At 56.1% G+C, this 24,427-nt stretch carries 20 protein-coding genes; 10 read left to right on the forward strand and 10 right to left on the reverse strand.

What is annotated here, in order from left to right; translation table 11 throughout:
• Window positions 1-140: 140 nt before the first annotated feature.
• A complete protein-coding gene (locus H4J77_RS09415) occupies window positions 141-494 on the reverse strand; it encodes a hypothetical protein (RefSeq protein ID WP_177412373.1) in 354 nt (117 codons plus the stop codon).
• 54 nt (window positions 495-548) lie between these two features.
• Entirely contained in the window at window positions 549-734 is a 186-nt protein-coding gene (locus H4J77_RS09420; RefSeq protein ID WP_123891273.1) for a YtxH domain-containing protein, read from the reverse strand.
• Between the two features lie 155 nt (window positions 735-889).
• On the opposite strand from H4J77_RS09420, the gene H4J77_RS09425 reads away from it, so the two are divergent.
• The 10 genes from H4J77_RS09425 (at window position 890) to H4J77_RS09470 (ending at window position 13,903) form a co-directional block, all read left to right on the forward strand.
• A complete protein-coding gene (locus H4J77_RS09425) occupies window positions 890-1,357 on the forward strand; it encodes a PaaI family thioesterase (RefSeq protein ID WP_123891272.1) in 468 nt (155 codons plus the stop codon).
• On the forward strand, window positions 1,354-1,800 hold the full coding sequence (locus tag H4J77_RS09430; protein ID WP_123891271.1) for a PaaI family thioesterase: 447 nt from the start codon (window positions 1,354-1,356) through the stop codon (window positions 1,798-1,800). The genes H4J77_RS09425 and H4J77_RS09430 overlap by 4 nt, the downstream gene beginning before the upstream one ends.
• Window positions 1,801-1,826: 26 nt before the next feature.
• Window positions 1,827-2,786 (forward strand): hypothetical protein, encoded by a 960-nt coding sequence (locus H4J77_RS09435; RefSeq protein ID WP_123891270.1) that lies wholly within the window; start codon window positions 1,827-1,829, stop codon window positions 2,784-2,786.
• A gap of 119 nt (window positions 2,787-2,905) precedes the next feature.
• On the forward strand, window positions 2,906-4,810 hold the full coding sequence (htpG, locus tag H4J77_RS09440) for a molecular chaperone HtpG (RefSeq protein WP_182248074.1): 1,905 nt from the start codon (window positions 2,906-2,908) through the stop codon (window positions 4,808-4,810).
• Between the two features lie 138 nt (window positions 4,811-4,948).
• On the forward strand, window positions 4,949-5,731 hold the full coding sequence (locus tag H4J77_RS09445; RefSeq protein WP_182248075.1) for a dienelactone hydrolase family protein: 783 nt from the start codon (window positions 4,949-4,951) through the stop codon (window positions 5,729-5,731).
• Between the two features lie 54 nt (window positions 5,732-5,785).
• Entirely contained in the window at window positions 5,786-6,868 is a 1,083-nt protein-coding gene (locus tag H4J77_RS09450) for an efflux RND transporter periplasmic adaptor subunit (RefSeq protein ID WP_182248076.1), read from the forward strand.
• Between the two features lie 13 nt (window positions 6,869-6,881).
• Window positions 6,882-9,995 (forward strand): efflux RND transporter permease subunit, encoded by a 3,114-nt coding sequence (locus tag H4J77_RS09455; protein WP_182248077.1) that lies wholly within the window; start codon window positions 6,882-6,884, stop codon window positions 9,993-9,995.
• A gap of 166 nt (window positions 9,996-10,161) precedes the next feature.
• On the forward strand, window positions 10,162-11,517 hold the full coding sequence (locus H4J77_RS09460) for a hypothetical protein (RefSeq protein WP_218565782.1): 1,356 nt from the start codon (window positions 10,162-10,164) through the stop codon (window positions 11,515-11,517).
• A 105-nt stretch (window positions 11,518-11,622) separates the two neighbouring features.
• Window positions 11,623-13,419 carry an ABC transporter ATP-binding protein/permease gene (locus H4J77_RS09465; RefSeq protein WP_220469314.1) on the forward strand — a complete coding sequence of 599 codons (1,797 nt, stop codon included), beginning with the start codon at window positions 11,623-11,625 and terminating at the stop codon, window positions 13,417-13,419.
• Between the two features lie 85 nt (window positions 13,420-13,504).
• Complete coding sequence (locus tag H4J77_RS09470) at window positions 13,505-13,903, forward strand: nuclear transport factor 2 family protein (protein ID WP_123890961.1); 399 nt, start codon at window positions 13,505-13,507, stop codon at window positions 13,901-13,903.
• Between the two features lie 13 nt (window positions 13,904-13,916).
• On the opposite strand, the gene cobA is transcribed toward H4J77_RS09470, so the two are convergent.
• The 8 genes from cobA to H4J77_RS09510 all read right to left on the reverse strand — a co-directional run bounded on the left by cobA (window position 13,917) and on the right by H4J77_RS09510 (window position 24,421).
• On the reverse strand, window positions 13,917-14,699 hold the full coding sequence (gene cobA, locus H4J77_RS09475; protein WP_123890960.1) for a uroporphyrinogen-III C-methyltransferase: 783 nt from the start codon (window positions 14,697-14,699) through the stop codon (window positions 13,917-13,919).
• Between the two features lie 29 nt (window positions 14,700-14,728).
• A complete protein-coding gene (locus H4J77_RS09480) occupies window positions 14,729-17,434 on the reverse strand; it encodes a nitrate reductase (protein ID WP_123890959.1) in 2,706 nt (901 codons plus the stop codon).
• Window positions 17,431-18,675: an NAD(P)/FAD-dependent oxidoreductase gene (locus tag H4J77_RS09485; protein ID WP_123890958.1), complete on the reverse strand. Its 1,245-nt coding sequence runs from the start codon at window positions 18,673-18,675 to the stop codon at window positions 17,431-17,433. Before H4J77_RS09485 ends, H4J77_RS09480 begins: the two co-directional genes overlap by 4 nt.
• Window positions 18,676-18,973: 298 nt before the next feature.
• A complete protein-coding gene (locus H4J77_RS09490) occupies window positions 18,974-20,641 on the reverse strand; it encodes a bifunctional protein-serine/threonine kinase/phosphatase (protein WP_182248080.1) in 1,668 nt (555 codons plus the stop codon).
• A gap of 1 nt (window position 20,642) precedes the next feature.
• Complete coding sequence (locus H4J77_RS09495; RefSeq protein WP_123890956.1) at window positions 20,643-21,854, reverse strand: NarK/NasA family nitrate transporter; 1,212 nt, start codon at window positions 21,852-21,854, stop codon at window positions 20,643-20,645.
• A gap of 185 nt (window positions 21,855-22,039) precedes the next feature.
• A complete protein-coding gene (locus H4J77_RS09500) occupies window positions 22,040-22,618 on the reverse strand; it encodes an ANTAR domain-containing response regulator (RefSeq protein ID WP_123890955.1) in 579 nt (192 codons plus the stop codon).
• Between the two features lie 29 nt (window positions 22,619-22,647).
• Window positions 22,648-23,865: a CmpA/NrtA family ABC transporter substrate-binding protein gene (locus H4J77_RS09505; RefSeq protein WP_123890954.1), complete on the reverse strand. Its 1,218-nt coding sequence runs from the start codon at window positions 23,863-23,865 to the stop codon at window positions 22,648-22,650.
• Between the two features lie 127 nt (window positions 23,866-23,992).
• Window positions 23,993-24,421 (reverse strand): universal stress protein, encoded by a 429-nt coding sequence (locus H4J77_RS09510; RefSeq protein WP_123890953.1) that lies wholly within the window; start codon window positions 24,419-24,421, stop codon window positions 23,993-23,995.
• Between the last annotated feature and the right edge of the window lie 6 nt (window positions 24,422-24,427).

Raw genomic sequence — 24,427 nt, forward strand, 5'->3', positions numbered from 1 at the left:
CGGCGAGCTGGAGCAGTTCGGGGTTGGGTTTACTGCGTTTCGTGCGTTTGTTGATGGTCATAGTGACTCCAGGAGGAGAGGCAGTATCCTGCCGTTTCACCGGTTACACAATTTTTAGGACACCCTCTGCCCTCATGTACTTACTCTTCTACAGCACGTTCCATGGATTCCTTGGACTCTACCGCAGCGTCTTTCACTGCTTCGCCCTTGTCTTCCACGTAGTCAGCTGAGGCATCGTAAGCTTCTTCGATGTTCTCGCCAGCGGCGTCCATCTTGTCTTCGATGACTTCACCGGTGGTTTTTTCGTTACCGGTGGCTTCACGGGCTTTCTGCTCTACCGCATCGCCAGTCTCTTCAGCGGCGTCACCCATGCTCTCAACCGCTTCGGAAACGTTTTCCTGCGCGCGGTCCATCTTGTCTTCTGGCTCGTCCTGACAGCCGGCAACCAAGCCGACCGCACTGACCAACATCGCAGCTGCAAACAATTTTTTCATCTAGATCTCCTTGAAGATGAAAACAGGTTCATCTTTACGTGCTTGTTATAGGTGTTACTGCGCTTCTTGGGCTTTTTGCTCGATGGCATCACCGGTTTCTTCTGCTGCATCGCCCATACTATCGACGGCGTCAGACATCGAATCGGCGGCGTTCTCCATCTTGTCTTCGGGTTCATCCTGACAACCGGCCAGAAGACCCAAACCCGCCATTAAGATAGCTGCAAAGGCTAATTTTTTCATCGTAATTCTCCATGGTGATGATATTAAGTGTCAGCAATATAGGCCGTGATACGTGCGCTAAGTTCCGTTGGCTATGCTTTCTGGAGTCAAAACTGTGATCTGGGTAGTATGATCAGCTTATGTTGCCCCTGGCACAGCTGGAACCGGAATGAGATATGAGTAGTATTCAAGAGCGAGCGCACAATTTTCTGTCGGTGTTACGGCATTGTCAGCACCTGGGTCTCACCATTGAGCAAGCGGATGAGCAAGGGCTGGTGATAAAGCTGCCCTACAGCGAAAAGATAGTCGGAAACCCGGTTACCGGGTTGATACACGGCGGTGCCATTACCACCCTGATGGATACCTGTTGCGGTATCTCTACCGTTTGCTACCTACCCAGTTTTGAGATCTGCCCCACTCTGGACCTGCGTATTGACTATATGCGTCCTGCTGAACCCGGCAAGGCTATTTATGGTTTTGCGGAGTGCTATCGGGTTACGCCCACCGTTATTTTTACCCGTGGCGTCGCCTATCAGGACGACAAGGAACAGCCCATAGCACATGTGGTAGGCACCTTTATGCGCATGGGCAAAGGGGCCGAGCCAAAGGCGTTGGATGGAAACGGTGAGGGGGCGAGTGTATGAGCCTTAATGAAATTGAAGTTCAGCAAGTAGTTGCCAGCTCACATCAAACGGGTGATTACAGTCCTTTGGTAAAACTGATTCCCTATGCCAGCATGATCGGCATGCAGGTCACTCGTCTGGGGGATGAAGCGGTATTCAGTCTGCCCAAGTCAGAAGACAATATTGGTAACCCGGTACTGCCAGCGTTGCATGGCGGGGTAATTGCCGGTTTTATGGAACAGTCTGCGATGCTGCATCTGATGATTTTCATGAACAGTGCGGTATTTCCCAAAATCATCGACTTCTCGGTGGATTACCTGCGTGCCGGGTTGTACCGTGACACTTACGCGACCTGTCAGGTTTGGCGGCAGGGGCGGCGGGTAGGCAATGTTGCCATCACCGCCTGGCAGACGCGTTCGAAAGAGCCGATCGCCACCGCAAGAGCACATTTCAAGCTCGATTAGCATTCTGATGGGAGTAGCAAGAAGACATGGAAAGCCTGTTGATATTGAGTGGCTTGGTTGCGTGTCTCTGCGCCTGGGTCTGGTTGGCTGTTGCTAGCCGGCGGTTGTCGGTTGGACTCTTTGTGGTTGCGCTGATTGCCCCGGTGCTAACGCTGTTTATGCGCGGCAAGGGTTATTCACGTCCTGCTCGCGCATTATTGCTTATGGGCATGGTGATCGCTCTGGGCGGGCTGGCCTTAATGTCTCAGCAGCGACCACAGCAATTTGAGCAATTGATATCTGGCCGCTGGGCCGAACAGCCCGCTGAGAGTGCGTTGAGTGGCATGCTGATGGAGCAGCCTTTTGCACCTAATGACGTGCGTTGGCAAGGTAAGCATCTGATCTTTACGGAAAAGGTGGGGGAGCGCATCCGTCGTTCGTTGGTGATCAAGTTTGATCGTGCTGAATCCCTACTTCAAGGTACGGCGATTGACCTCTTGCCCGGTGACCCGGGGCCCTGGCCTGAAATCGTGCTGCAGTGGTATACGGGCGCGCTTGAGCCGCCGGGCCTCCGACGGCTGGATGGTGCCTACAGTATGAGCTTGTCCCTGGCTGCTCAAGGCACCGATCAGACTCGCATGACAGTGCACCTGCATTTGCCTGCCGATTATGCGACTCGTCTGACCGGCACTGTGTTGTTGCAGGACCAGCCACAATGGCTCGGTAAGTCGGCAACAGTCGCGCCAATTGTTGAGGCAGCACCTGAGCCTGAGGTCTTCGTGCCGGAGTGGCAAGAGGTGAGTGTGCTCGCCTTGCTGGACGAACCACGTGCCTACATAGGGAAAACGGTGCGCCTTTCGACCACCTCGGGCAAGGTGTTCTCGGGTTTGCTTAAAGAAGTGACAGCGCAGAAGCGCGTCGTCCTCTCGCTACCGCAGGGCGCCAATCAGGTCGATTTCCAGTTTCATCCGGTCGATATCCAGCTACTTGAGATGCGCAGGCGCTGAGGGATTTGCGTCCGCGTTGTCGGCTGGACCTTGAAAAAAATCAGACCGTCCCCATTTTCTCTCCATGTGCTGGCTTCTTTAGGCCACGTTTCAACTGAACGCTATGGAGATAATTCGACATGACCGTGGAAAGCAAAAAGGAAACGCTTGGGTTTCAGACTGAGGTAAAGCAACTGCTGCACCTCATGATCCATTCTATGTACTCGAACAAGGAAATTTTCCTGCGCGAGCTGGTTTCCAATGCGTCAGACGCTTCAGACAAGCTGCGCTTTGAGGCCATTGCCCAGCCCGAGCTGCTGGAAGATCAGCCTGATCTGCGCATCCGCATCAGCTCTGATGATAAAGCCAATACGCTGACCATCGAAGATAACGGTATTGGTATGTCGCGCCAGGAAGTCATTGACCACCTGGGTACCATAGCCAAATCCGGTACCGCAGCGTTCATGCAACAACTCAGTGGTGACCAGAAAAAAGACGCCAGTCTGATTGGTCAATTCGGTGTTGGTTTTTACAGCGCGTTCATTGTGGCCGACAAGGTAGAGGTCTTTACTCGTCGTGCTGGCCTTGATGCTGCCGAGGGCGTGCATTGGGAATCAGCGGGTGAAGGTGAGTTCAGCATCGCCACGGTTGAAAAGCCCGAGCGCGGTACGCGCATCGTGCTGCACCTCAAGCCAGCCGAATCCGAATTTGCTGACGGTTTCCGTCTGCGCAATGTGGTCACCAAATACTCCGACCATATCTCCTTGCCGATTGAGCTGCCCAAACAGCACCATGGTGAAGAAGCCGAGAAGCCTGCAGAGACCGAGTGGGAAAGTGTCAACCGCGCCAGTGCACTCTGGACTCGTCCGCGCACCGAGGTCAAGGACGAAGAGTACCAAGAGTTCTACAAGCATGTAGCGCATGATTTTGAGAATCCGCTGAGCTGGAGTCACAACAAGGTCGAGGGCAAGCTGGAGTACACCAGCCTGTTGTACGTGCCTGGTCGTGCACCTTTTGACCTGTACCAGCGTGAAGCTCCCCGTGGTCTGAAACTCTATGTTCAGCGCGTATTCATCATGGACGACGCCGAGCAGTTCCTGCCCTTGTACCTTCGCTTCATCAAGGGTGTGGTCGACTCCAACGATCTGTCGCTGAACGTTTCGCGTGAGATCCTGCAGAAAGATCCGGCTATCGACAGCATGAAGTCCGCCCTGACCAAGCGCACACTCGATATGCTTGGCAAGCTGGCCAAGAACGAGCCCGAGCAGTACGCCAACTTCTGGAAGGCGTTCGGTAGTGTGTTGAAGGAAGGCCCTGCAGAAGATTATGCCAACCGCGAGAAGGTGGCGAGCCTGTTGCGCTTCGCGTCTACTCAGCAGAACGACGACAGCGAAGTGGTTAGCCTGGATACCTACATCGAGCGCATGGTTGAGGGGCAGGACAAGATCTATTACCTCACTGGCGAGCACTACAACCAGGTCAAGAACAGCCCGCACCTGGAGATCTTCCGTAAGAAGGGTATCGAAGTTCTGCTGCTGACCGACCGTATCGACGAATGGCTGATGAGCCACCTGACCGAGTACAACGGCAAGCAGTTCATCGACATCGCTCGTGGTGACCTGGACCTTGGCAAGCTTGAAGGTGAAGAAGACAAGCAGGCGCAGGAAAAGCAGGCTGAAGCCAAGGCCGATCTGGTTAAGCGTATTCAAGAGGCGCTGAAAGATGAGCTGCAAGAGGTACGCGTTTCTCACCGTCTGACTGACTCTCCGGCTGTGCTGGTGATCAATGAAGACGATATGGGCCTGCAGATGCGCAAGATTCTGGAAGCAACCGGCCAGAAAGCACCTGAGAGCAAGCCCATTCTGGAAATCAACACTAGCCATCCGCTGCTCGATAAGCTGGATAGCGAGCAGGATGAAACCCGATTTGCCGACCTGAGTCAGATTCTGTTCGATCAGGCTGCATTGGCTGCAGGCGAGGCGCTGCAGGACCCGGCCGCTTATGTACGCCGGCTCAATGCGCTGCTGGTGGAGCTGAGCAGCTAAAAAGCGCTAAGGCAGATCACATGACGTGGTCTGCAGGTCGCACAGACCTTGTTACGAAAGATGCCTGCTTATGCAGGCATTTTTTATGCGTATGCGGTTATGCTGGGTTTTCTCGGCAACGCAGCAAGGACACAGCTCATGCAAAAGACATTAAGCGCGCTGGTAATGACCGGTGTGGCAACCATGGCGCAGGCAGAAATGACCGTTGAAAACGTAGCTTACGAGATTGACGGCGAGGCTTATGAAGGCTTACTTGTGTTTGATGACAGCGTGAGTGATCCGCGTCCTGGAGTGCTTATGGTGCCTAACTGGATGGGTGTCACTGAGCAGGCCGCAGAAAAAGCAGCCAAGGTCGCGGGTTCCGACTATGTGGTTTTTGTTGCTGATATGTATGGCAAGGACATTCGCCCACAGAACGCGGATGAGGCGGGCGCCGCCGCCACCGTGGTGCGCTCGGACCGATCGCTGATGCGGCACAGGGTCAATGCGGCTCTGGATGTGCTGCGTGAACAGGCTAAGAAGGTACCGCTGCAAACTGACAACTTGGTTGCCATTGGCTTCTGCTTCGGCGGAGGTACCGTACTGGAACTGGCCCGTTCGGGGACTGAAATCAAAGGCGTGGTGTCATTCCATGGCAATCTGGATACGCCCGATCCAGCGGACGCCAGCGCGATCAAGATGCCCGTGCTGGTTCTGCACGGCGCTGATGATCCCTTTGTTCCGCAAGAGCAAGTCCTCGCGTTTGAAGATGAAATGCGCAATGCCAAGGTCGATTGGCAACTGTTCAGCTATGGTGGCGCAGTCCATTCCTTCTCTGATCCTTATGCCAAGATGACGGGCAAGGCTGAGTATCATCCGCAGGTAGCACCGCGTGCGTTTGGCGCTATGCGCCAGTTCTTCAATGAAGTGCTGACACCCTGAAGCGTGATTCTTGACCCTATTAAGGGCTAACAGATTGCATCGGAATTAATAGGCATGCGATTGATTTTAAATAACAAAAGCTTGTCTTTCCTGTTGTTGGTCTGCCTTCTTCCCACGCAGCTGGCTGCTCAGGATGCCGGCTTGCCGGTCATCGTGAGCAGTGTGGAAGAGCGCACCCTGAATAGTGATATTCAGGCGCTAGGCACCCTGCAGGCCAATGAAACAGCCCATCTTGCCAGCCCGGTATCAGACATTATCTCGCGTATCCATTTTGCTGATGGCCAGCGCGTAGCAGCTGGAGAGGTACTGGTTGAACTAACCAATCATGAGCAGGTCGCTGAGTTGGAAGAAGCTCGGGTTGCCGTGGCTGATGCTGAGCGACAATTGCAGCGCACACGGCAATTGGTGGAGAGCAGCTTTGTCTCGGCGCAGGAGCTGGACGGCCGTCGACGTGAGTTTGAGTTGACTCAGGCGCGATTGAGGGCGGTAGAAGCGCGGCTGAAGGACCGACTGATCAAGGCGCCTTTTGCTGGCGTGATGGGTTTACGTCAGATCAGTATTGGTACTTTGCTGTCAGCTGGTTCCCCGGTTGCTACCTTGCTTGATGACAGCGTAATGAAGCTGGATTTCAGTATCCCTGAAACGCTGATGGCGCAGGTACGGCCGGAGCTAGACGTGACTGCTAGCGCTGCGGCTTTTCCGGAACGCACGTTTAACGGCACAATCGTATCGCTGGATAATCGGGTTGACCCGGTTACCCGATCTATACGAGTGCGTGCTCTGTTGGATAATGACGCTCGCCTGCTACGTTCAGGTATGTTGATGCGCGTCAGTGTTGCCAGTGCTCCGCGCCAAGCCCTGGTGATCCCGGAGGGAGCGCTGCTGCCATTAGGAGATAAGCAGTTCGTTATGCGGATCGAAGGGCCCGCCGAATCTCCTTCGGTGCAGCGTTTACGAGTCGAGATTGGCGAGCGTTTGCCAGGATTGGTGGAAATCACATCCGGCTTGGCGAAGGGGGACCGCGTGGTGACTCACGGTGCGTTTCGGCTAGCCTCTGGTCAGACAGTACGGATAAAAGCCGAACTGGGCGCTGGCGAGTCAGTGCAGCCCGCGCTCAAGGGTATCGCAGAACCATGACGGTAAAAGGCCTGTGATTCTCTCTGATACCGCGGTATTGCGTCCGGTTTTTGCGACTGTTCTGTCTGTATTGTTGGTCATCTTTGGTTTAGTGGCTTTCTCCGAGCTGCCTTTGCGCGAGTACCCCGACATTGATCCACCGGTGGTCACTATTGAGACCAACTACGTGGGGGCTTCTGCCGCTGTTGTCGACTCCCAGATCACCCAGGTAATCGAGGAGCGCATCGCGGGTATTGAGGGCATCGAGTTTATTGAGGCGCAAAGCGAGGATGGTCAATCAGAGATCACTGTGCGCTTTGCCATCGATAAGGATATTAACGAAGCGGCCAATGATATTCGTGACCGGGTGTCCAGTGCTGCAGGCAACCTGCCGGATGCAGCCGAACCGCCGGAAGTACAGAAACTGGACGCGAACGAGGATGTGATCGTCTGGTGGAACTTGACCAGTGAACGCATGAGTCTGCCGGAGCTGACTGATTACGCTGAGCGCTATCTGGTTGATCGCTTTTCTACGCTTAACGGAGTAGCGCGTGTCAGGGTGGGAGGTTCGCAACGCTTTGCCATGCGTGTATGGCTGGATAACGAAGCACTGGCGGCACGCAATCTCACGGTCGAAGATGTTGAGCAGGCATTGCGCCGTGAGAACGTGGAACTCCCGGCTGGCTCGGTTGAGTCGATTAATCGGCAGTTCACTGTACGGGTAACCCGGGCCTTCAACAACGCGGAGCAGTTCAATCGGCTGGTGGTGTCGCGTGGCGACAATAACTACCTGGTTCGATTGGGTGAGGTGGCAAGGGTTGAGCGCGGCACGGAAGAGAGCCGCAACCTGTTTCGTGGCAACGGCGTACCCATGGTCGGTATTGGCCTGACGCGGCAGTCTACCGCGAATACGCTGGAAGTATCGCGCAGCTCCAAACAACTGGTTGCCGAACTCAACCCGACTCTGCCAGAGGGGATGGAGATTCTACCCAGTTACGATAGTGCCGTATTTATTGAAGGTGCGGTGAAGGAGGTGTACAGCACGCTCTTGATCGCCTTGGTGCTGGTGGTGATCGCCATTTTCGTCTTTTTGGGCAGTCCGCGCGCGATCCTGGTGCCAGCAGTAACCCTGCCGGTCTCGATCATGGCAACCTTCATTGCGTTGTTGATCTTTGGTTTCACCGTCAACTTGCTGACCCTGCTGGCATTGGTACTGGCCATCGGACTGGTGGTTGATGACGCCATTATCGTGCTGGAAAACGTTCGCAGGCGCATCGACGAGCTGGATGAAACACCCCTGGTCGCCGCCTTTTACGGTACGCGGCAAGTCGCTTTTGCCGTCGTATCTACCACCCTGGTATTGATTGCTGTCTTCGTACCCATTGCCTTTCTTAAGGGGGATGTAGGGCGATTGTTCTCGGAGTTTGCCCTGACCATGGCGGCAGCGGTTGCCTTCTCCAGCTTCGTTGCTCTGACCTTGTCGCCGGTGCTGGCCGCTAAAGTGCTCAAGCCGCACGATGAAGGGCGTCTGAGCCGCACAGTAGAACAGGTGCTACAGAAAAGCCGCGCAGCCTATCGGCGACTGCTCGCGGCGGTACTGCGGCTGCGTTGGCTGGCCCTGACTGTGTTTCTGTTACTGGCTGGCGGCACTGGTTGGTTATTTCAGACCCTGCCCAGTGAGTACACGCCAGGCGAAGATCGCGGCACTTTCTTTATTATCGTAAATGGGCCCGAGGGTGCGACCTTTGAGTACATGAACGATTACATGAATGAGATCGAGGCGCGTATGTCGAGCTATGTCGACAGCGGCGAAGTTACGCGGATGCTGGTACGCGCGCCGCGCTCATTTGGCGGTGTGACCACGTTCAATACCGGCATGGTGATTGTCGTTCTGGATGATTGGGGGCAACGCCGCTCCGGCTGGGAAATCATGCAGAACGTACAGCGAGACATGGCTGACCTGACCGGTGTACGTGTCTTTCCGATCATGCGGCAGGGCTTTGGTGGACGTCAGTTGCAGCCATTTCAGCTGGTTATTGGCGGCGCCGGCAGCTATGAGGAGCTGGCTGAGTGGCGCGATATGCTGCTGACGCGCATTCAGCAGGACAATCCGGGCTTGGAAAATATCGATACCGATTACAAGGAAAACCAGCCGCAGCTGCAGGTTGATATCGATTACGATCGCGCGGCAGATTTGGGGGTAAATATCAGCGTAGTAGGGCGTACGCTGGAGACCCTGTTTGGCTCGCGCCGTGTGACCACCTATATCGATGACGGTGAAGAGTATGACGTCATTCTCGAAGGTGAACGTAACGACCAGCGCACGCCCGGCGCCTTGAACAATGTCTATGTGCGCTCCGATACCAGCGGCGAATTGATTCCACTCTCCAACCTGATCACGCTACGGGACCGGGCCGGCTCTACCACGCTTAACCGCTACAACCGGTCGCGGGCTATTACCGTTAGTGCGTCCTTGGCAGAAGGCGTGCCGTTAGGGGAGGCGCTGGCAAAGGTCGAGCAGATGGCGCGTGAGCTGCTACCCGAAACCCTGGTGCTGGATTACAAAGGCGATTCGTTGGACCTGCGCAACGCGGGTAGCTCCATGGTGTTTATCTTTGTGCTCGGCCTACTGGTGGTGTTTTTAGTGCTGGCGGGGCAATTTGAGAGCTTTGTGCATCCGTTTATCATCATGCTTGGCGTACCCATGGCCATTGGTGGGGCTTTGCTAGGGCTCTGGTTGACCGGTAATAGCCTGAATCTTTACAGCCAGATAGGCTTGGTCATGCTGATTGGTCTGGCTGCCAAGAATGGCATTCTTATAGTCGAGTTCGCCAACCAGTTACGTGATCAGGGCATGGATTTCGATCAGGCCGTGATGGAGGCGAGTGTGCTGCGTCTGCGGCCCATCCTCATGACCGGCGTTACCACGGTAGCAGGCGCGGTACCTTTGGTGATGGCCTTCGGGGCGGGTGCAGAAACCCGCTCAGTGATAGGTATTGTGGTGATTTCCGGGGTTAGCATGTCAATGTTGCTGACGCTTTTTGTGATCCCGGTGCTATACAGTTTTCTAGCACGCGGCACCGGTTCACCAGAGGCTACTGCCAAGCGCCTTGCGGCAGAGGAAGGCGGCAATACGCAGGCTGAATAGGTTGGCTTGGAACGTTCGGTATAACTACGGTCAACGTCATGCCATAGGGCTGCGTGATATACGGCAGAATGCCTGACTTAGGCAGCGCGGACTCTGCATAATGCGTTAAAAACGAGCGGCTTGATCGCCCGTTAAAACAACAATAATGATCGATATGGAGAACGCAATGTCTCGACCCGAACAGCCCGGCTGGCGCTGGGGCCCCTTTACCTTTCGCATGCCTTTTTATCACACTAAATTTCATTGGCAGGAGGCCGTACAGGGCTTCTTCGTAGCCGCAGCGACCGGTCTGGCGTTGGTGCCCATCATGACCGGCGCCTTTGGTTTGAGTTTTGAAGAGGCCATCGCGGTCTCGATGATTCATTCTCTGTTGATCGGTTCGGCGCTGATCTTCTTTGGCGAACCCTATGCGCCCGGCTGGATTACGCCAGCGCTGCCGCTGGTGCTGACCTTTGTGCTAACCGGATACGAAGACCCGGTGAGTCGGTTTCAGGCCATGACAGCCCTGTCGCTTAACTTTGCCGTATTACTGATATTGCTTGGCATAACCGGGCTAGGAAAAAAGTTTGTCATCTGGCTACCCGATACGCTGAAGGCAGGCATTATTCTGGGCGCCGCCATCGCGGCGGTTTACCGGGTGTTTGTGGGGGATGAAAGCAGCCCTTCGATTCTTTCCCAGCAGCCGGTCAGCATCATCCTGGCCTGTGGCGTATGTCTGATCTTCTCGTTCTCCTTACCCCTGCAAAAACTCAAGGAGAAGTACCGCGCAGTTGCCATGATCGCAGCGTTAGGGCTGTTGCCTGGCTTCTTTATCGCAGCGCTGGTCGGCCCTATGGTTGGCGAGATTGATTATGACATTAAGTGGGGCATCCTCTTCCCGCCGGTCGCAGATGCTTTTGCCAAGATGTCCCCCTTTGCTATTGGCTGGCCGAGCATCGAGATGTTTGTGCAGGCTATTCCCTTGGCGGTTATCACTTATGTCATCCTCTTTGGCGACATCGTGACCGGTAATGAAGTGATTCGTGACGGTATGACCAAGCGCAAGGATGAGCATATCGACATCAATCCGACGCGTACTCACCTCTCGGTCGGTATTCGCAATGGTCTGCTGGGTTTGTTTGCTCCCTTTTTCCCGACTCAGGGTGCCATGTGGACCGGCGTGCAGGTGATCATCGTGCAGCGCTGGGCGCAGGGTAAAGAGGCGATGGATAGCCTGCACAGTGGTTTGATTTCCTACTACATGATGGGTATTCCGCTGTTGTTCTTCCTCAAGCCACTGCTGACCGGCCTGCAGCCACTGCTATATGTGGCTCTGGCACTGACGCTGATGCTCACGGCCTTTGCCTGTGCTTACGTTGCAATGTCTATTCCGCGTAACAATACCTCGCGTGGCACGGTGCTGCTGATTGGCGCAGGGCTCGCGTTTTTTGATCCCTGGACCGGTTTGGCGCTGGGTGTGATTGCCACGCTGGTCATGGTTGGCTGGGACCGCAATAGCGATCCGATCCCAAGCGAGGACTAATCCCGAGGCGCTTTGATCGCCGACCTCGCGGTATACTTGTGGGCCTAATGCTTCGGCGTTCAGGCCCACATGCTTTTCCAGTCGCCCCGTTTGATGAGAGTCGCCGTGCGCCCCAGTTCTGATAGTCAATATGCCGCTGGTCCAACCAATTGGCGGATCATCCTCAGCTTGCTGCCCTATTTGAAGGAGTTTCGAGGCCGCGTGCTGGCTGCCATGCTCTGCATGCTGGTAGCCAAGTTGGCGGGCGTCGCCGTTCCCTGGTTGTTGAAGCTGATTGTTGATCACTTTGACTCTGCAACAGACGCGTTAGTCGTGGTTCCTATAGCGCTGCTGGCCGCCTATGGGATATTTCGGTTCTCCTCGGTATTTTTCGGCGAACTGCGTGATGCGGTATTCGCCCGCGTAGCCGAACGCGCGATGCGGCGCATATCACTGCGCGTGTTTGAGCATCTGCACCGGCTTGATCTGGGCTTTCACCTGTCGCGCCGCACTGGTGGTCTGGCACGGGATATCGAGCGCGGTACCACGGGGATCAGCTTTTTGCTGCGCTTCATGGTGTTCAATATTCTGCCAACACTGATTGAGATTGGCCTGATTACGGTTATTTTACTGATCAATTTCAGTGCCTGGTATGCGCTGGCAGTGCTGGGTGCGGTCGTCCTGTATAGCGGCTTTTCGATCTGGTGCACCGAATGGCGTAATCGCTTTGTGCGGGAAAGTAATCAGCTGGATAACCGCTCCAACACTCGGGCCATCGATAGTCTGCTGAATTTCGAGACGGTGAAGTACTTCGGTAACGAGGCTTTTGAGGCACAGCAGTACGACCAGAATCTGCAAGCCTGGGAAGCGGCGCGCATGAAAAACCGGTTATCGCTGGTCGCGTTGAATTCTGGTCAGGCCTTGATTATTGCTGGTGCGGTCACCCTGATGATGGTGATGGCCGCCCGAGAGGTCAGTGGTGGCAGCATGACCGTCGGTGAGCTGGTGATGATCAACGCGTACATGATTCAGCTGTTTGTGCCGCTGAACTTTCTGGGCTTTATTTACCGCGAAATCCGCGAGGCGCTGACTAATATCGAGCGCTTGTTCGGCTTGCTGGAAGCGCCAGCCAAGGTTGTCGACGCGCCGGATGCGCCGCAGCTGAACTTGAGCGCCGGTGAAGTCGTTTTCAGTGGGGTAGCACACGCCTATGAGCCGGGCAGGCAAATACTCAAGAATGTCAGTTTGCGCATCCCGGCAGGCCATACCCTGGCAGTGGTTGGGCCGAGCGGGGCGGGCAAATCGACCTTGGCAAGACTCCTGTTCCGCTTTTATGACGTTGGTGCAGGTAGCATTAAAATCGATGGGCAGGATATTACCCAGGTGACGCAACACAGCCTGCGCCAGGCCATAGGTGTGGTGCCGCAGGATACGGTGCTGTTCAACGCCACTATCGGCTACAACGTAGCTTATGGGGCGCCCGGCGCCAGCGAAGACGATGTTTGGCGGGTGCTGCGCCTGGCTCAGTTGGAAGACTTTGTGCGCAGCCTGCCACAACAACTGGAGACGCCAGTCGGCGAGCGCGGCCTGAAGCTGTCCGGCGGCGAGAAGCAGCGCATTGCCATTGCCCGCGTCTTGCTCAAGGATCCGCCGATTCTGATTCTTGATGAGGCAACCTCATCGCTGGATACGCACGCCGAGCGGCGTATTCTGGATGCATTGAATCTAGTTGCACGCAAGCGCACGACCCTGGCAATTGCTCATCGGCTGTCGACCATTGTTCACGCTGAGCGCATTTTGGTGCTGGATCAAGGTCAAGTAGTCGAGCAGGGTAGCCATCATGAGCTGCTGGCTCTAGGCGCCGCCTATTCGCGTTTGTGGGCAGACCAACAGCGCGAACAGACTGAAGCCAGTGATACCTGATTCAGCGGCTGAATCTCCCTTGCACCTTGCATGAATCGCTTTAAAAATAGCGGGCAGACAACAACAAGGACAACCAGGAGCAATCATGAGCAGCGTAATTGAGAAGTGGCATCACATCGTTGAAAATCTAGACGCCAAGGGCTTGGATGACTTATTGGCTGACGATGTGGTTTTTCACTCACCGGTGGTGCACACACCGCAAGTTGGTAAACACATCACGCGTCTGTATCTGGCCGCTGCCATGCAGACCCTGAATGCGCCTGGTCACTTCAAGTATTTGCGCGAAGTCATTGATGGCAATAACGCGGTGCTGGAGTTTCAGACTGAAATCGACGGTATTACCATCAACGGCGTCGATATGATCCAGTGGAATGAGGCGGGTCAAATCGTCGATTTCAAGGTGATGGTACGTCCGCTGAAAGCGGTTAACGCCATTCACGCTGCCATGGGGCGGATGCTGGAGGCGATGAAGGCTAAGGCTTGACCTCTGCGTTGGCCTAGGTGGCCGGGTTCAGCAGGTTTGTTGGCTCTGGATCGGCGCTCAGCATTTGGTTCAGTTGGCCACTTGCGAGCGCCGCGGACACCACCTCGCCAATCACCAGCACCGCCGGGCTTTGCAGCTTGAAGGCCGCGGCCTGTTCGCAAAGGTCGTCCAGCCTGCAAGCGTGCTGACGTTGCTGCGGTGTGCTGGCTTGTTCGATCATGGCTATTGGCGTATCTGACGGCATGTCGCCGCTGAGTAGTCCCTCCTGAATCTGTTGCAAACGCGCTACGCCCATGTAGACCACCAGCGTGGTGCCGCCTTGTGCCAAGCCTCGCCAGTTCAGCTCGCTGTCGTCCTGGGTGTGCGCGGTGACGAGGGTCACGCCACGGCTAACGCCACGTAATGTCAGCGGAATCCCGCATTGGGTGGCGCCGGCGAGTCCGGCGGTAATGCCGTTGACAATCTCTGATTCCACGCCGCGCTCGCGCAGCCACAGGGCTTCTTCGCCAGCGCGGCCAAAGATGCACGGATCTCCGCCCTTGAGGCGCACCAGCCGCTTGCCTTGGCGGCCATAGCGCAGCATCAGGCGGTTGATGAAGGCTTGCGGTGTGGAGCGGCAACCGCCGCGCTTGCCCACGCGGATAATGCACGCTTGCGGGCAGTGCTCAAGGATTTCCGGATTGACCAGGTCATCGACCATCACAATCTCTGCCTGGCTGAGTATTCGCGCTGCTTTCAGCGTCAGCAGCTCAGGGTCGCCGGGGCCTGCACCTACCAGCCATACTGTCGGGTTCATGGATGCATACTCCTTGGATTCAGTGTTCTTCATGCCGGTACCGCCAGGCTGGCGATCAATCGTTTTATTTCCGGAACGCAGGAGCCGCACTGCGTTCCGCAACCTAACTCTTGTTTTAGGTCGTCCAGATTCAGCCCGCGCTCAATACCAGCACAAATCCGGCTCTGGCTGACGTCTATGCAGTTGCACAAAGTCTTGTCTGCGCAGGCGCTGGCGGCGCCTGGTGGCGTACTGATGGGGGCAAGTAGCCAGCGGCTTAGCTCAGAAGCGGGCTCACCGCTCAGCCACAAGCTGCGTAGCCAGTTTCGTGCCGCCGTTTCACCACTCAAGCGCACGGCGGTAATGCGCTGTTGGTCAAGCCTGACTCGCTTGCTGACGGCCATGGCCGGATCCTCATAACTGAGTACCGGTCCGCTATCCAGGCCTGCCAACGCATCAATCTGAGCTAGTAGCTCGGCGTCTGGCGCCTGAATCGAAGCAGCGCGCAGCAATAGCGCCGGCCGGTCACGTCCGATCAATCCCATGCCCAGATAGTCGAAGCCTTCACACAATGGTCGTATTGCCTCGAAGCGCTCCTGGACCTTTCCTTCCACCAGTAAAAACAGCTCCCACTGCAACTCGGCGGGCCGGATATTGATGCAGCTCTGTTTGAGTTCGGGCTGTTTGGATAATGGGTCGAAGGCTGGCTGAGTTAGCACGTTACACCCCAGCCCTTTCAGAAAACGATCACCCCAGTGCATCGGTAAAAAGGCTTGGCCAGGGCGCACCTGCTCATCCGCTTGTACCGGCAGTACCAATTCGCCACGACGGCTGCTTACGCGAACCAGGTCGCCGTCGTGCAGGTCGTGTTTGTCGAGGTCATCGGGGTGCAAGCTAAGGAGCGCCTGCTCGACATGCCCGAACAACTGGGCGGCGGTGCCGGTGCGACTCATCCCGTGCCACTGATCACGCAGGCGGCCTGTATTGAGTATAAGTGGGTAGCGCACATCGCGTCTTTCTCGGGCCGGCTGGTACGGCTCACTGACAAAGAGCGCATTGCCATTGTCGGTAGCAAATTTGCCATCGGTATACAGGTGCTGCGTCCCTTGTTGCGTTTTGACGTTGAACGGCCATTGTTGCGGCCCCAGCTCATCGATCAACTGGTGGCTGAGGCCGCTGTAATCCAGATCGCGGCCGGTCGTCAGCTGTTTGTATTCGTCGAAGATCTCTGCTGGGCTGCTGAACCCGAAGAGGCTTGGAAGGCCAGGGCGCAACTGCCTTTCAAGCCGCCGGGCAAAATCGCAGACGATGGCCCAGTCGGCTCGCGCCTGGCCTGGCGCCGGCACGGCTGAACGCACGTGACTGATACGTCGCTCCGAATTGGTGACGGTGCCTTCTTTTTCCCCCCAACTGGCGGCGGGTAATAGTAGGTCAGCGTAGCGGCATGTTTCGGTGGTGAAGAAGGCTTCCTGCACGACCACGAATGGGCACGCGACCAGCGCTTCATGGATCAGCGTCTGATTGGGCATGGACTGCGCGGGGTTGGTACAGGCGATCCAGATCGCCTTGATACCGCCAGTGCGCACGGCCTCGAAAAGCTCAACGGCCGATAGCCCAGCATTGGCGGGCAGTGAATCCACGCCCCAGTAGTCAGCTACCTCGGCTCGGTGACCGGCGTTGTCTGCGTCACGGTGACCGGGTAGCAGATTGGACAGGCTGCCGGTCTCGCGGCCGCCCATCGCATTGGGTTGGCCGGTGAGGGAGAAAGGTCCGCTACCTACCTTGCCGATTTGCCCGGTAGCCAGGTGCAGATTGATCAAGGCACTGTTCTTGGCGCTACCGGACGTGGACTGGTTCAGCCCCATGCACCACATTGATAAAAAACTGGGCGCTGTGCCTATCAGGCTGGCAGCGAGGTTAAGATCAGCTTCGCTTATGCCGCATAGCTTTGCAGTGTGTGCCGGGGCGTAATCCTGAACCAACTGTGCCAGGTCCGCAAAGCCATCGGTATGGGCCTGGATAAAAGCGTGATCGACCCAGTTCTGTTGCAGCAAGATGTGCAGGATGCCGTGGAATAAAGCGACGTCGGTCCCAGGTTCTATGGCCAGGTGTAGATCGGCAATGTCACAGGTATCGGTACGCCGCGGGTCAATCACAATGATGCGCTTGGCGGGGTTGGCTGCCTTGGCGGCTTCCAGGCGGCGAAATAGCACAGGATGGGCGTAGGCCATGTTGCTGCCGGCAATCAGCAGGCAGTCACTCTGCTCGATGTCTTCATAGGAGCAGGGTGGTGAGTCGGCACCCAGGCTGCGCTTATAGCCGACGACCGCGCTGGACATGCACAGGCGCGAGTTGCTATCGATGTTATTGGTACTAATCAGGGCGCGGGCCAGTTTGTTAAAGCTGTAGTAATCCTCGGTCAGCAATTGGCCGGAGATGTAGAAAGCGACGCTGTCAGGGCCGTGCTCGGCGATCGTACGGCCGAATATGTCAGCTGCGTGGCCGAGGGCGGTATCCCAATCGGTTCGGCTGCGTGCCAGCCCCTTGCCCAAGCGCAGCTCCGGGTCGAGCGCACGGGCGGCGAGATCACCGGTTTTATGCAGGGTAGCGCCTTTGCTGCAGAGTCTGCCCAGATTGGCAGGGTGTTTCGGGTCACCGCTGACGTCCAGTAGCTGCTCGCCGTCATGCTCAATGAGTACCCCACAGCCGACGCCGCAGTAGCAGCAGATTGAAGCGGTTGTTTGCGTCGGCTTCATGCGACAGCCTTGGTTTGCTGCATAACGTCATCCGGATCCGGCCTTCCAAACATCAGGTGCTGACGCAGGTGTCCTATGCTGCGTGCCTCACTTATTAGCTGCAAATACCAGTTATTGTCAGCGGTATCGCCATACAGGCATACCCCCACCAGTCGATCAGCTTTAAGCACCAGCTTCTTGTATACACCGGAGCTTGGGTCATTGAGAGTGATGCTCTCGGTGCCTTCGGCGCCCATGAAGTCGCCCACCGAGAACAGGTCGATGCCGGTGACCTTGAGCTTGGTGGGGGTTACCGACCCGAGATAGCGCTGGTAGCCGAGCCTGGCCAGATGATTAGCACAGACTTTCGCTTGCTCGAACAGCGGCGCGACCAGTCCGTAGGCAATGCCGCGGTGACTAACACATTCGCCGATGGCGTAGATGCGAGGGTCGAAGGTTTGCAGCGTATCGTTGACAAGAATACCGCCATTGCAGGCTAGTCCAGCACGTTCGGCGAGTTGGATATTGGGGCGGATACCCGCGGCCATAACGACGAGGTCGGCCGCTACGCTGGTACCATCATTAAAGTCAACGGCACATACGCGGCCACCTTTGTTGCCGCGCAGTTGCTTAGGTGGAGTGCCCAAGCGAAAGCGTATGCCACGTCGCTCCAGTGCGGTCTGCAGCTGCTTGCCAGCGCGCTCATCCAGTTGACGGTCGAGTAACCATTGGCCCTTGTGGATCACGGTGACCTGCATGCCGCGTAACGTCAGTCCGTTGGCGGCTTCTAGACCCAGCAGGCCGCCTCCCACCACTACCGCGTGCTGATGAGTAAGGGCGGTATCCAGCATTAGCTGCGTGTCGCCAATATCGCGATAGCCGATCACGCACTGCAAGTCGTTACCGGGCAATGGCGGTATGAAGGGGGTAGAGCCAGTAGCGAGCAGGAGACGGTCATAGCTCGCCTCAGTATTGTCGTCAGCGACCACTTTGCGATTACGACGATCAATGGCAACGATGCGTTTGCCGGTGTGTAGACTGATGCCATGGTCGCGATACCAGTCAAGATCATTCAGCACTATGTCGCTGAACTCCTGTTCACCGGCAAGTACTGGCGACAGCATTATGCGGTTGTAATTGGGGTGGGGTTCGGCACCGAACACGGTGATCTCATAAAGGTCTGCATTGAGCTTTAGCAGCTCTTCGAGCGCACGTACGCCTGCCATGCCATTACCAATCAATACCAGTTTGAGCTTGTGCATTTCGCTGCTCCGCCTGAAGCTAAAACAAAAAAAGGCGTCCCCCTGCTAACGCAGTAGGGACGCCTTTGTCCGAGTCCTGTTCGATCAGGAAAGCAGGGTCGTCGCCGTTGACGGTCCCACATTGTGTTCGTTGATTAACGATGCAAAGTGCAAAGCAGGTTCCGTGCCATGCACTTGAGTCCAGCAAATTCAGTGGTTTGAGGCACCGTCCAGTATATGGTTTGGCTGTCATGCTGCACTGCGGTGTGGCATGTCGCACTGTGTTGGAGCGCCATGCGACCCAATGGCCTGGGGGCCGCTAGTGAGTCAGCAGCTGAACGACCAGCAGCAGGTTGAGGGCCAGGGAGGTGAGGGCAACATATCGCCAGAATCGTAAGGGATCACGTTTCAATAGCGGTTCATGACAGCTGTGCAGCGGCTGATTTTCGCCTTTTGCTAATTCCAGCAGCCATTCTTCTGCCGTTTCAAAGCGCTCCTTGGGCTCTGCTGCGACCGCACGTAACAACATTGTGTCGATCCACGGCGGCACATCCGGACGGTAGCGGCTGGCTGGAATGGGCTTGCCGAAACGAGGCCGTTGAAAGGCTTCCACCTCGCCGTAGGGATAATGCCCAGTGAGCAAAAAGTACAGGGTCACACCGGTACTGTAGATGTCCTGCTGTGGGTGGGGTTCTGCGCCCCTCAATGCTTCGGGGGCGCGGTAACTTGGCGTACCCGGTGCCCTGCCGGTTTCTTGCTGGGTTAGGCCGGGACAGAAGGTTAGGCCAAAGTCGAGCACGCGTAGCTGTCCGTCCTCTCCCTGATGCAGGTTCTCCGGCTTGATATCTCGATGGATGAGATTGCGTTGGTGCAGTTTGCCGACAGCCTTGACCATTTGTGCGGCCAATGCACGCCAGGCCGGAATGCTGAGGAGACCCAACTGACGCCGCTGCTCTTCCAGGGTGACGCCGGCATATTCACGCATGACGTAATACAAGTGCCGGCGTTGCGGCAGGGGATGTAGTTCGGGCGTGAAGGCACCGGCTACTCGGCGCATGAACCATTCTTCTAATACTAGCGCCTGACGCGCCTGCTGATCATCCTGTAGGCTCGCGGGTAGGGTTTTCAGCAGCCAGGTTTGTTGCAACGGATCGCGTACCCGGTAGAGTAGCGATTGTCGGGATTCGGCACGCACATTGACGACTTCCCACCCCTCAAACGGCTGGCCAGTCTTGAGTTGAGGCGGCAGTGCACGTTCATCCAATGGGGCTAATGCACCGCTGAGAGATGACTCCGGTAACGCGTCTACACGCACCAGCAGTGCGCTGGCGTTGTCCTGACTGCCGGCGCGGTATGTTCGTTCAAGCAGGACCGGGCACGCCTGCTCGAAAGGTTGTTCGTGCAGAATGCCGTGAATCTCGCTGTCTTTGAGTGAAGCCCAAACCCCATCGCTGACGATCAGTAGCTGATCGTGTGCGCGCAGTTCGCCCTCGATGTAATCCATCAATAGGTGCTCATCCAGCCCCAATGCGCGCTTGAGTACGTGCTCCATGCCGGGTTGTTCCCACACGTGCTCACTTGTCAGGTTGCGCAGCTTGCCGTCGCGCAGCAGGTACGCGCGGCAATCGCCAATATGGGCCAGCGTATAGCGTTCGCCGCGCAGCACCAGTGCCGTGAGAGTGGTGAGTAGCGGTTGGCCACCGCCATTGACGCGCAACCAACGGTTATGGGCTGTGAGCAACTTGTCCAAGGCATGGGGGATGGTCCAGGTTTCTGGTGTGGAGTAGTAATCCAATGCGAGCGCCTGCAAGGTGGCATTTGCTGCCAACCCTCCATCTTGGCAATGGCTCACTCCATCTGCCACCGCGAGCAAGTGCCCTTTGCTCGCGGCTAATAGCGGGGCAGGGGTAACCACGCGCACGGCATCTTGATTCTGCGCGCGCGGACCCTTGTCAGTGGCTTCGCAGATACTCAACTTGAGTGTCATGTCAGATCCGCGCCGCGGTTGCGCCTGAAGCGCCCCAAGTGGTGCGCCAGCGACGTTTGACATTATATAAACCAAGCAAGGCCAGAATGCCTAGGCTGGCAAACAACCACAGGCCGAGCTGGTAATCGCCGGTGTGCTGCTTGATAGCCCCCAGACCGGCCGCGAGGATAAAGCCGCCCACACCACCGGCCATGCCGATCAGTCCGGTCATGACGCCAATTTCACGGAAGAAACGTTGGGGGACCAGTTGGAAGACCGCGCCGTTGCCGGCACCAAGGCCAAGCATCGCGGTAACGAAGAAGGCAAGAGCGGCGTAAGAGTTCGGCAAGTTGAAACCGACCACAGCGATACAAATGGCTGCAATGCCATACATGAACAGTAGTGATCGGATGCCACCGATACGGTCAGCTAACGCGCCGCCCAGCGGCCGCATTAAACTGCCGGCCATGACGCAGGCTGCAGTGTAGTAACCCGCCGTTACCGGGTTCAGAGCATACTGGTCGCTAAAGTAACCGGGCAGGGCGCTTGCCAGCCCGATAAAGCCGCCAAAGGTTACGCTGTAGAAGAACATAAACCACCAGCTATCTACGTCTTGCAGTGCCTTGGCGTAATCACCCAGTGACTTAGGAGTTGGTCGCTGGGGTGAGTTCTTGGCCAGCATAATAAACAGGATCAGCGTGACGCCAAGGGGAATCAGTGCAAGGCCGAATACGTTTTGCCAGCCAAACAGGTAGGCCAGGCCCGGCGCAAATATAGCTGCTAACACGGTCCCGGAATTTCCGGCACCGGCGATACCCATCGCTTTTCCCTGATGCTCCGGCGGGTACCACTGGGAGGCCAGCGGCAGCGCGACTGCAAAAGAAGCCCCGGCAAAACCTAATCCTAAGCCCAGCATGAGCGTATGCTGGTAACTGTTAACGCCCACCTGCCATGCCAAAAGCAAGGTGCAGATGACCACTATCTGGCCGATGATTCCGGCGGTTTTAGGCGACAAACGGTCCGCTAAAAAACCCATTAGCAATCGTAGCAATGCGCCCGCCAGAATGGGCGTGGCAACCATTATGCCTCGTTGCTGTGCGCTGAGATCAAGATCGGTGGCGATTTGCACCGCCAAGGGGCCCAGTAAATACCAGACCATAAAGCTCAGGTCGAAGTAGAGAAACGCTGAAAATAACGTTGGGGTGTGGCCGGCTTTCCAAAAGCTATTGTTCATCTGGCACTCCTCTTTGCGCCGTGTGGCGCGCTTTGTAGCCTGTACTAGCTACGACGTCAGGGCAAAAAAAAACGCCATCCCCACGCCCGGAATTACTCCAGGTTGAGGATGACGTCGTTGTCTGTGTAGGTAACCGCCATTGGCTACCTCCTAAACGTTTAGCAGGATATGTGCCAGTGTGAGTCTTATTCGCCAAGCATCTCATGCATGGCAATGATTTGTTCCGCGACTTGAACTAGTTTTTGTTGACGGCTCATGGCCTGCCGTCTCATTAGAGTATGGGCTTCTGACTCATCGCAGCTTTTCATCTTCATCAACAAGCCTTTGGCTTTTTCGACCCGCTTGCGTTCACTCAGCTGTTGTTCTCTGGCATGCAGTTCGGCACGGAGCTTCTGATCGCTCTCGAACCGCACCATGGCGACATCCAGTATTGCTTTCAGTCGAGAACTCTCAACACCTTCAACTATGTAGGCGCTGACCCCCGATTGAATTGCCTGGCGCATGATGCCGGGATCTTGTTCGTCGGTGAACAACGCAATGGGGTGAGGCAGGTCCCGGCTGAACAGGCAGACCTGCTCCATCACGTCCCGACCCGGAGAGTCACTGTCTATCAGAATAACATCGGGTTTGGCGCTCTGTACCCGTGCCGGAAGATCGATGGTCAAACCTGATTCGTCGATCACCTCAAAGCCTGCCTCCAGCAGCGCTTGCTTGAGCTTGCCGACTTTTTTAACGGTATCGTTTATCAGCAAAATGCGGAGCATGGTTTATCAATCAATCCTGGATGATAAGTTCAGTTGGCTTGTCGCGTTGCACGCGGATCGGCGATGGCGTGCAGATCAAAACTATGGGCATAAGCTGTCGGGTTTGTGCCGTCCCATATCTTCCCGTCCATCAGGGTGCTACTGCGCAACATGCTGGTGGGCAGACTGATACCCAGAGCGTTAGCCGCCTGTTTATACAAGTCCACCTGCTGGACCTGCTTGGCGACGGCAAAATAGTCCGGGTCTTCCCGCAGTAGTCCCCAGCGTCGGAACTGAGTCATGAACCAGAGCCCATCAGAAAGATAAGGCATGTTTACCTCACCATTACCGTGAAAACGCAGAGGGTGAGCGTCGTGCCAGTCATGGTCACAGCCATCAACGTAGTTGCCTAACATGCGCGGCTGCAGTGATGTCAGAGGTGCGTTGACATAGTCAGCGCCGCTGATGAGCTGTGCGGTACTGCAACGGTTGTCTTCGCTCTCTTCGATAAAACGGCTCGCATCCAGAATGGACATGATTAGTGCCCGGGCGGTATTGGGATACTGCTCAACAAAGCGTTGAGTGGCACAAAGTACTTTTTCTGGATGATCAGGCCAAACCGACTGGCTGGTAGCCAAAGTAAATCCCATGCCGCTTTGAATCGCGTGAGCACCCCAGGGTTCGCCTGCACAAAAACCGTCAATACGGCCTGCGCGCAAGTGCTCAACCATCAGTGAGGGCGGCACTACGCGGGTGTCTACATCCTTCAGTGGGTGAATACCATGGGCAGCAAGCCAGTAGTAAAGCCACATCGCATGGGTACCCGTGGGAAAGGTGTGCGCCAGGCAGAGCTTGCGACTTTTGTGCTTGGCTTGTGCGATGAGCGCTTGGCTGCTGTTGACGCCGCTTTCCAGCATCGCCTGTGATAGATTGATGCTTTGGCCGTTCTGATTCAGGCCCATCAACACCGCCATAGGCGTTGGTGCACTGCCCAAGCCTAATTGTATGCTGTAGGCCAGACCGTAGAGGCCTTGGGCGGCGTCCAGTTCGCCGTTCAGCAAACCGTCTCGCAGGGCAGACCAAGATTGCTGGCGGCGCAGGTTTAGTGTCAGTCCGTATGGCTGGGAAAATCCCTGCGTTGCGGCCACAATGAGTGAGGCCGAGTCAGTCAGTGGCATAAACCCGAGGTTCAAGATGTGCTTTTCCGGAGCGTCGCTGCCATTGATCCAGGCGAGCGTGTCTCCGCGTGGACTGTCGTTCTGCTTCATTTTTTCGTCCTGAGCCTGCAGTAAAAAGCGCCGTGGACCGCATCGTTAACAGGCATGTTTTCTGTTTAACCTTTGCCTGCTACAAGGCCGAGCCAGGGCGCTATTTCTTGCACTATTTTCGTTCTCTTCAGCGCACTATCATGACTGAGCGCTTGGATTGTTGTACCACCCGCAGGGCGTTGGTGCCCAAGAGATAGTCTTCCAAGCGCTTGCGCTTGTGCGAGGCCATGATAATTAGATCCACATCAATCTTCTTGGCCATTTTAAGGATGGCTTCATAGGGTTTCCCGTCCGCGACGATACGCTGGACCTTGATTTCCTTTGGGACGTTTTCTTTCACGAACTCGCGCAGATTGTCGGTTAGTGTTTTCTTGGCTTTCTCGGCAAACTCTTTTGGGAAAAAGCCGCCAACCATGGGCATGCCAAAGTTGGGCAGCACCATGATGACGTGCAAAGAGGCATTGTAGGTCTGACAGAAGTTCAGCGCGGTGGGCAGCGCTTTACTCCAGGACTGTTTATGGTTCAAGTCGATCGGTAGCAGAATCTTGTTGTACATGGCCGT

Source organism: Pseudomonas sp. 5Ae-yellow (assembly GCF_014077575.1).
Taxonomy (GTDB): domain Bacteria; phylum Pseudomonadota; class Gammaproteobacteria; order Pseudomonadales; family Pseudomonadaceae; genus Halopseudomonas; species Halopseudomonas neustonica.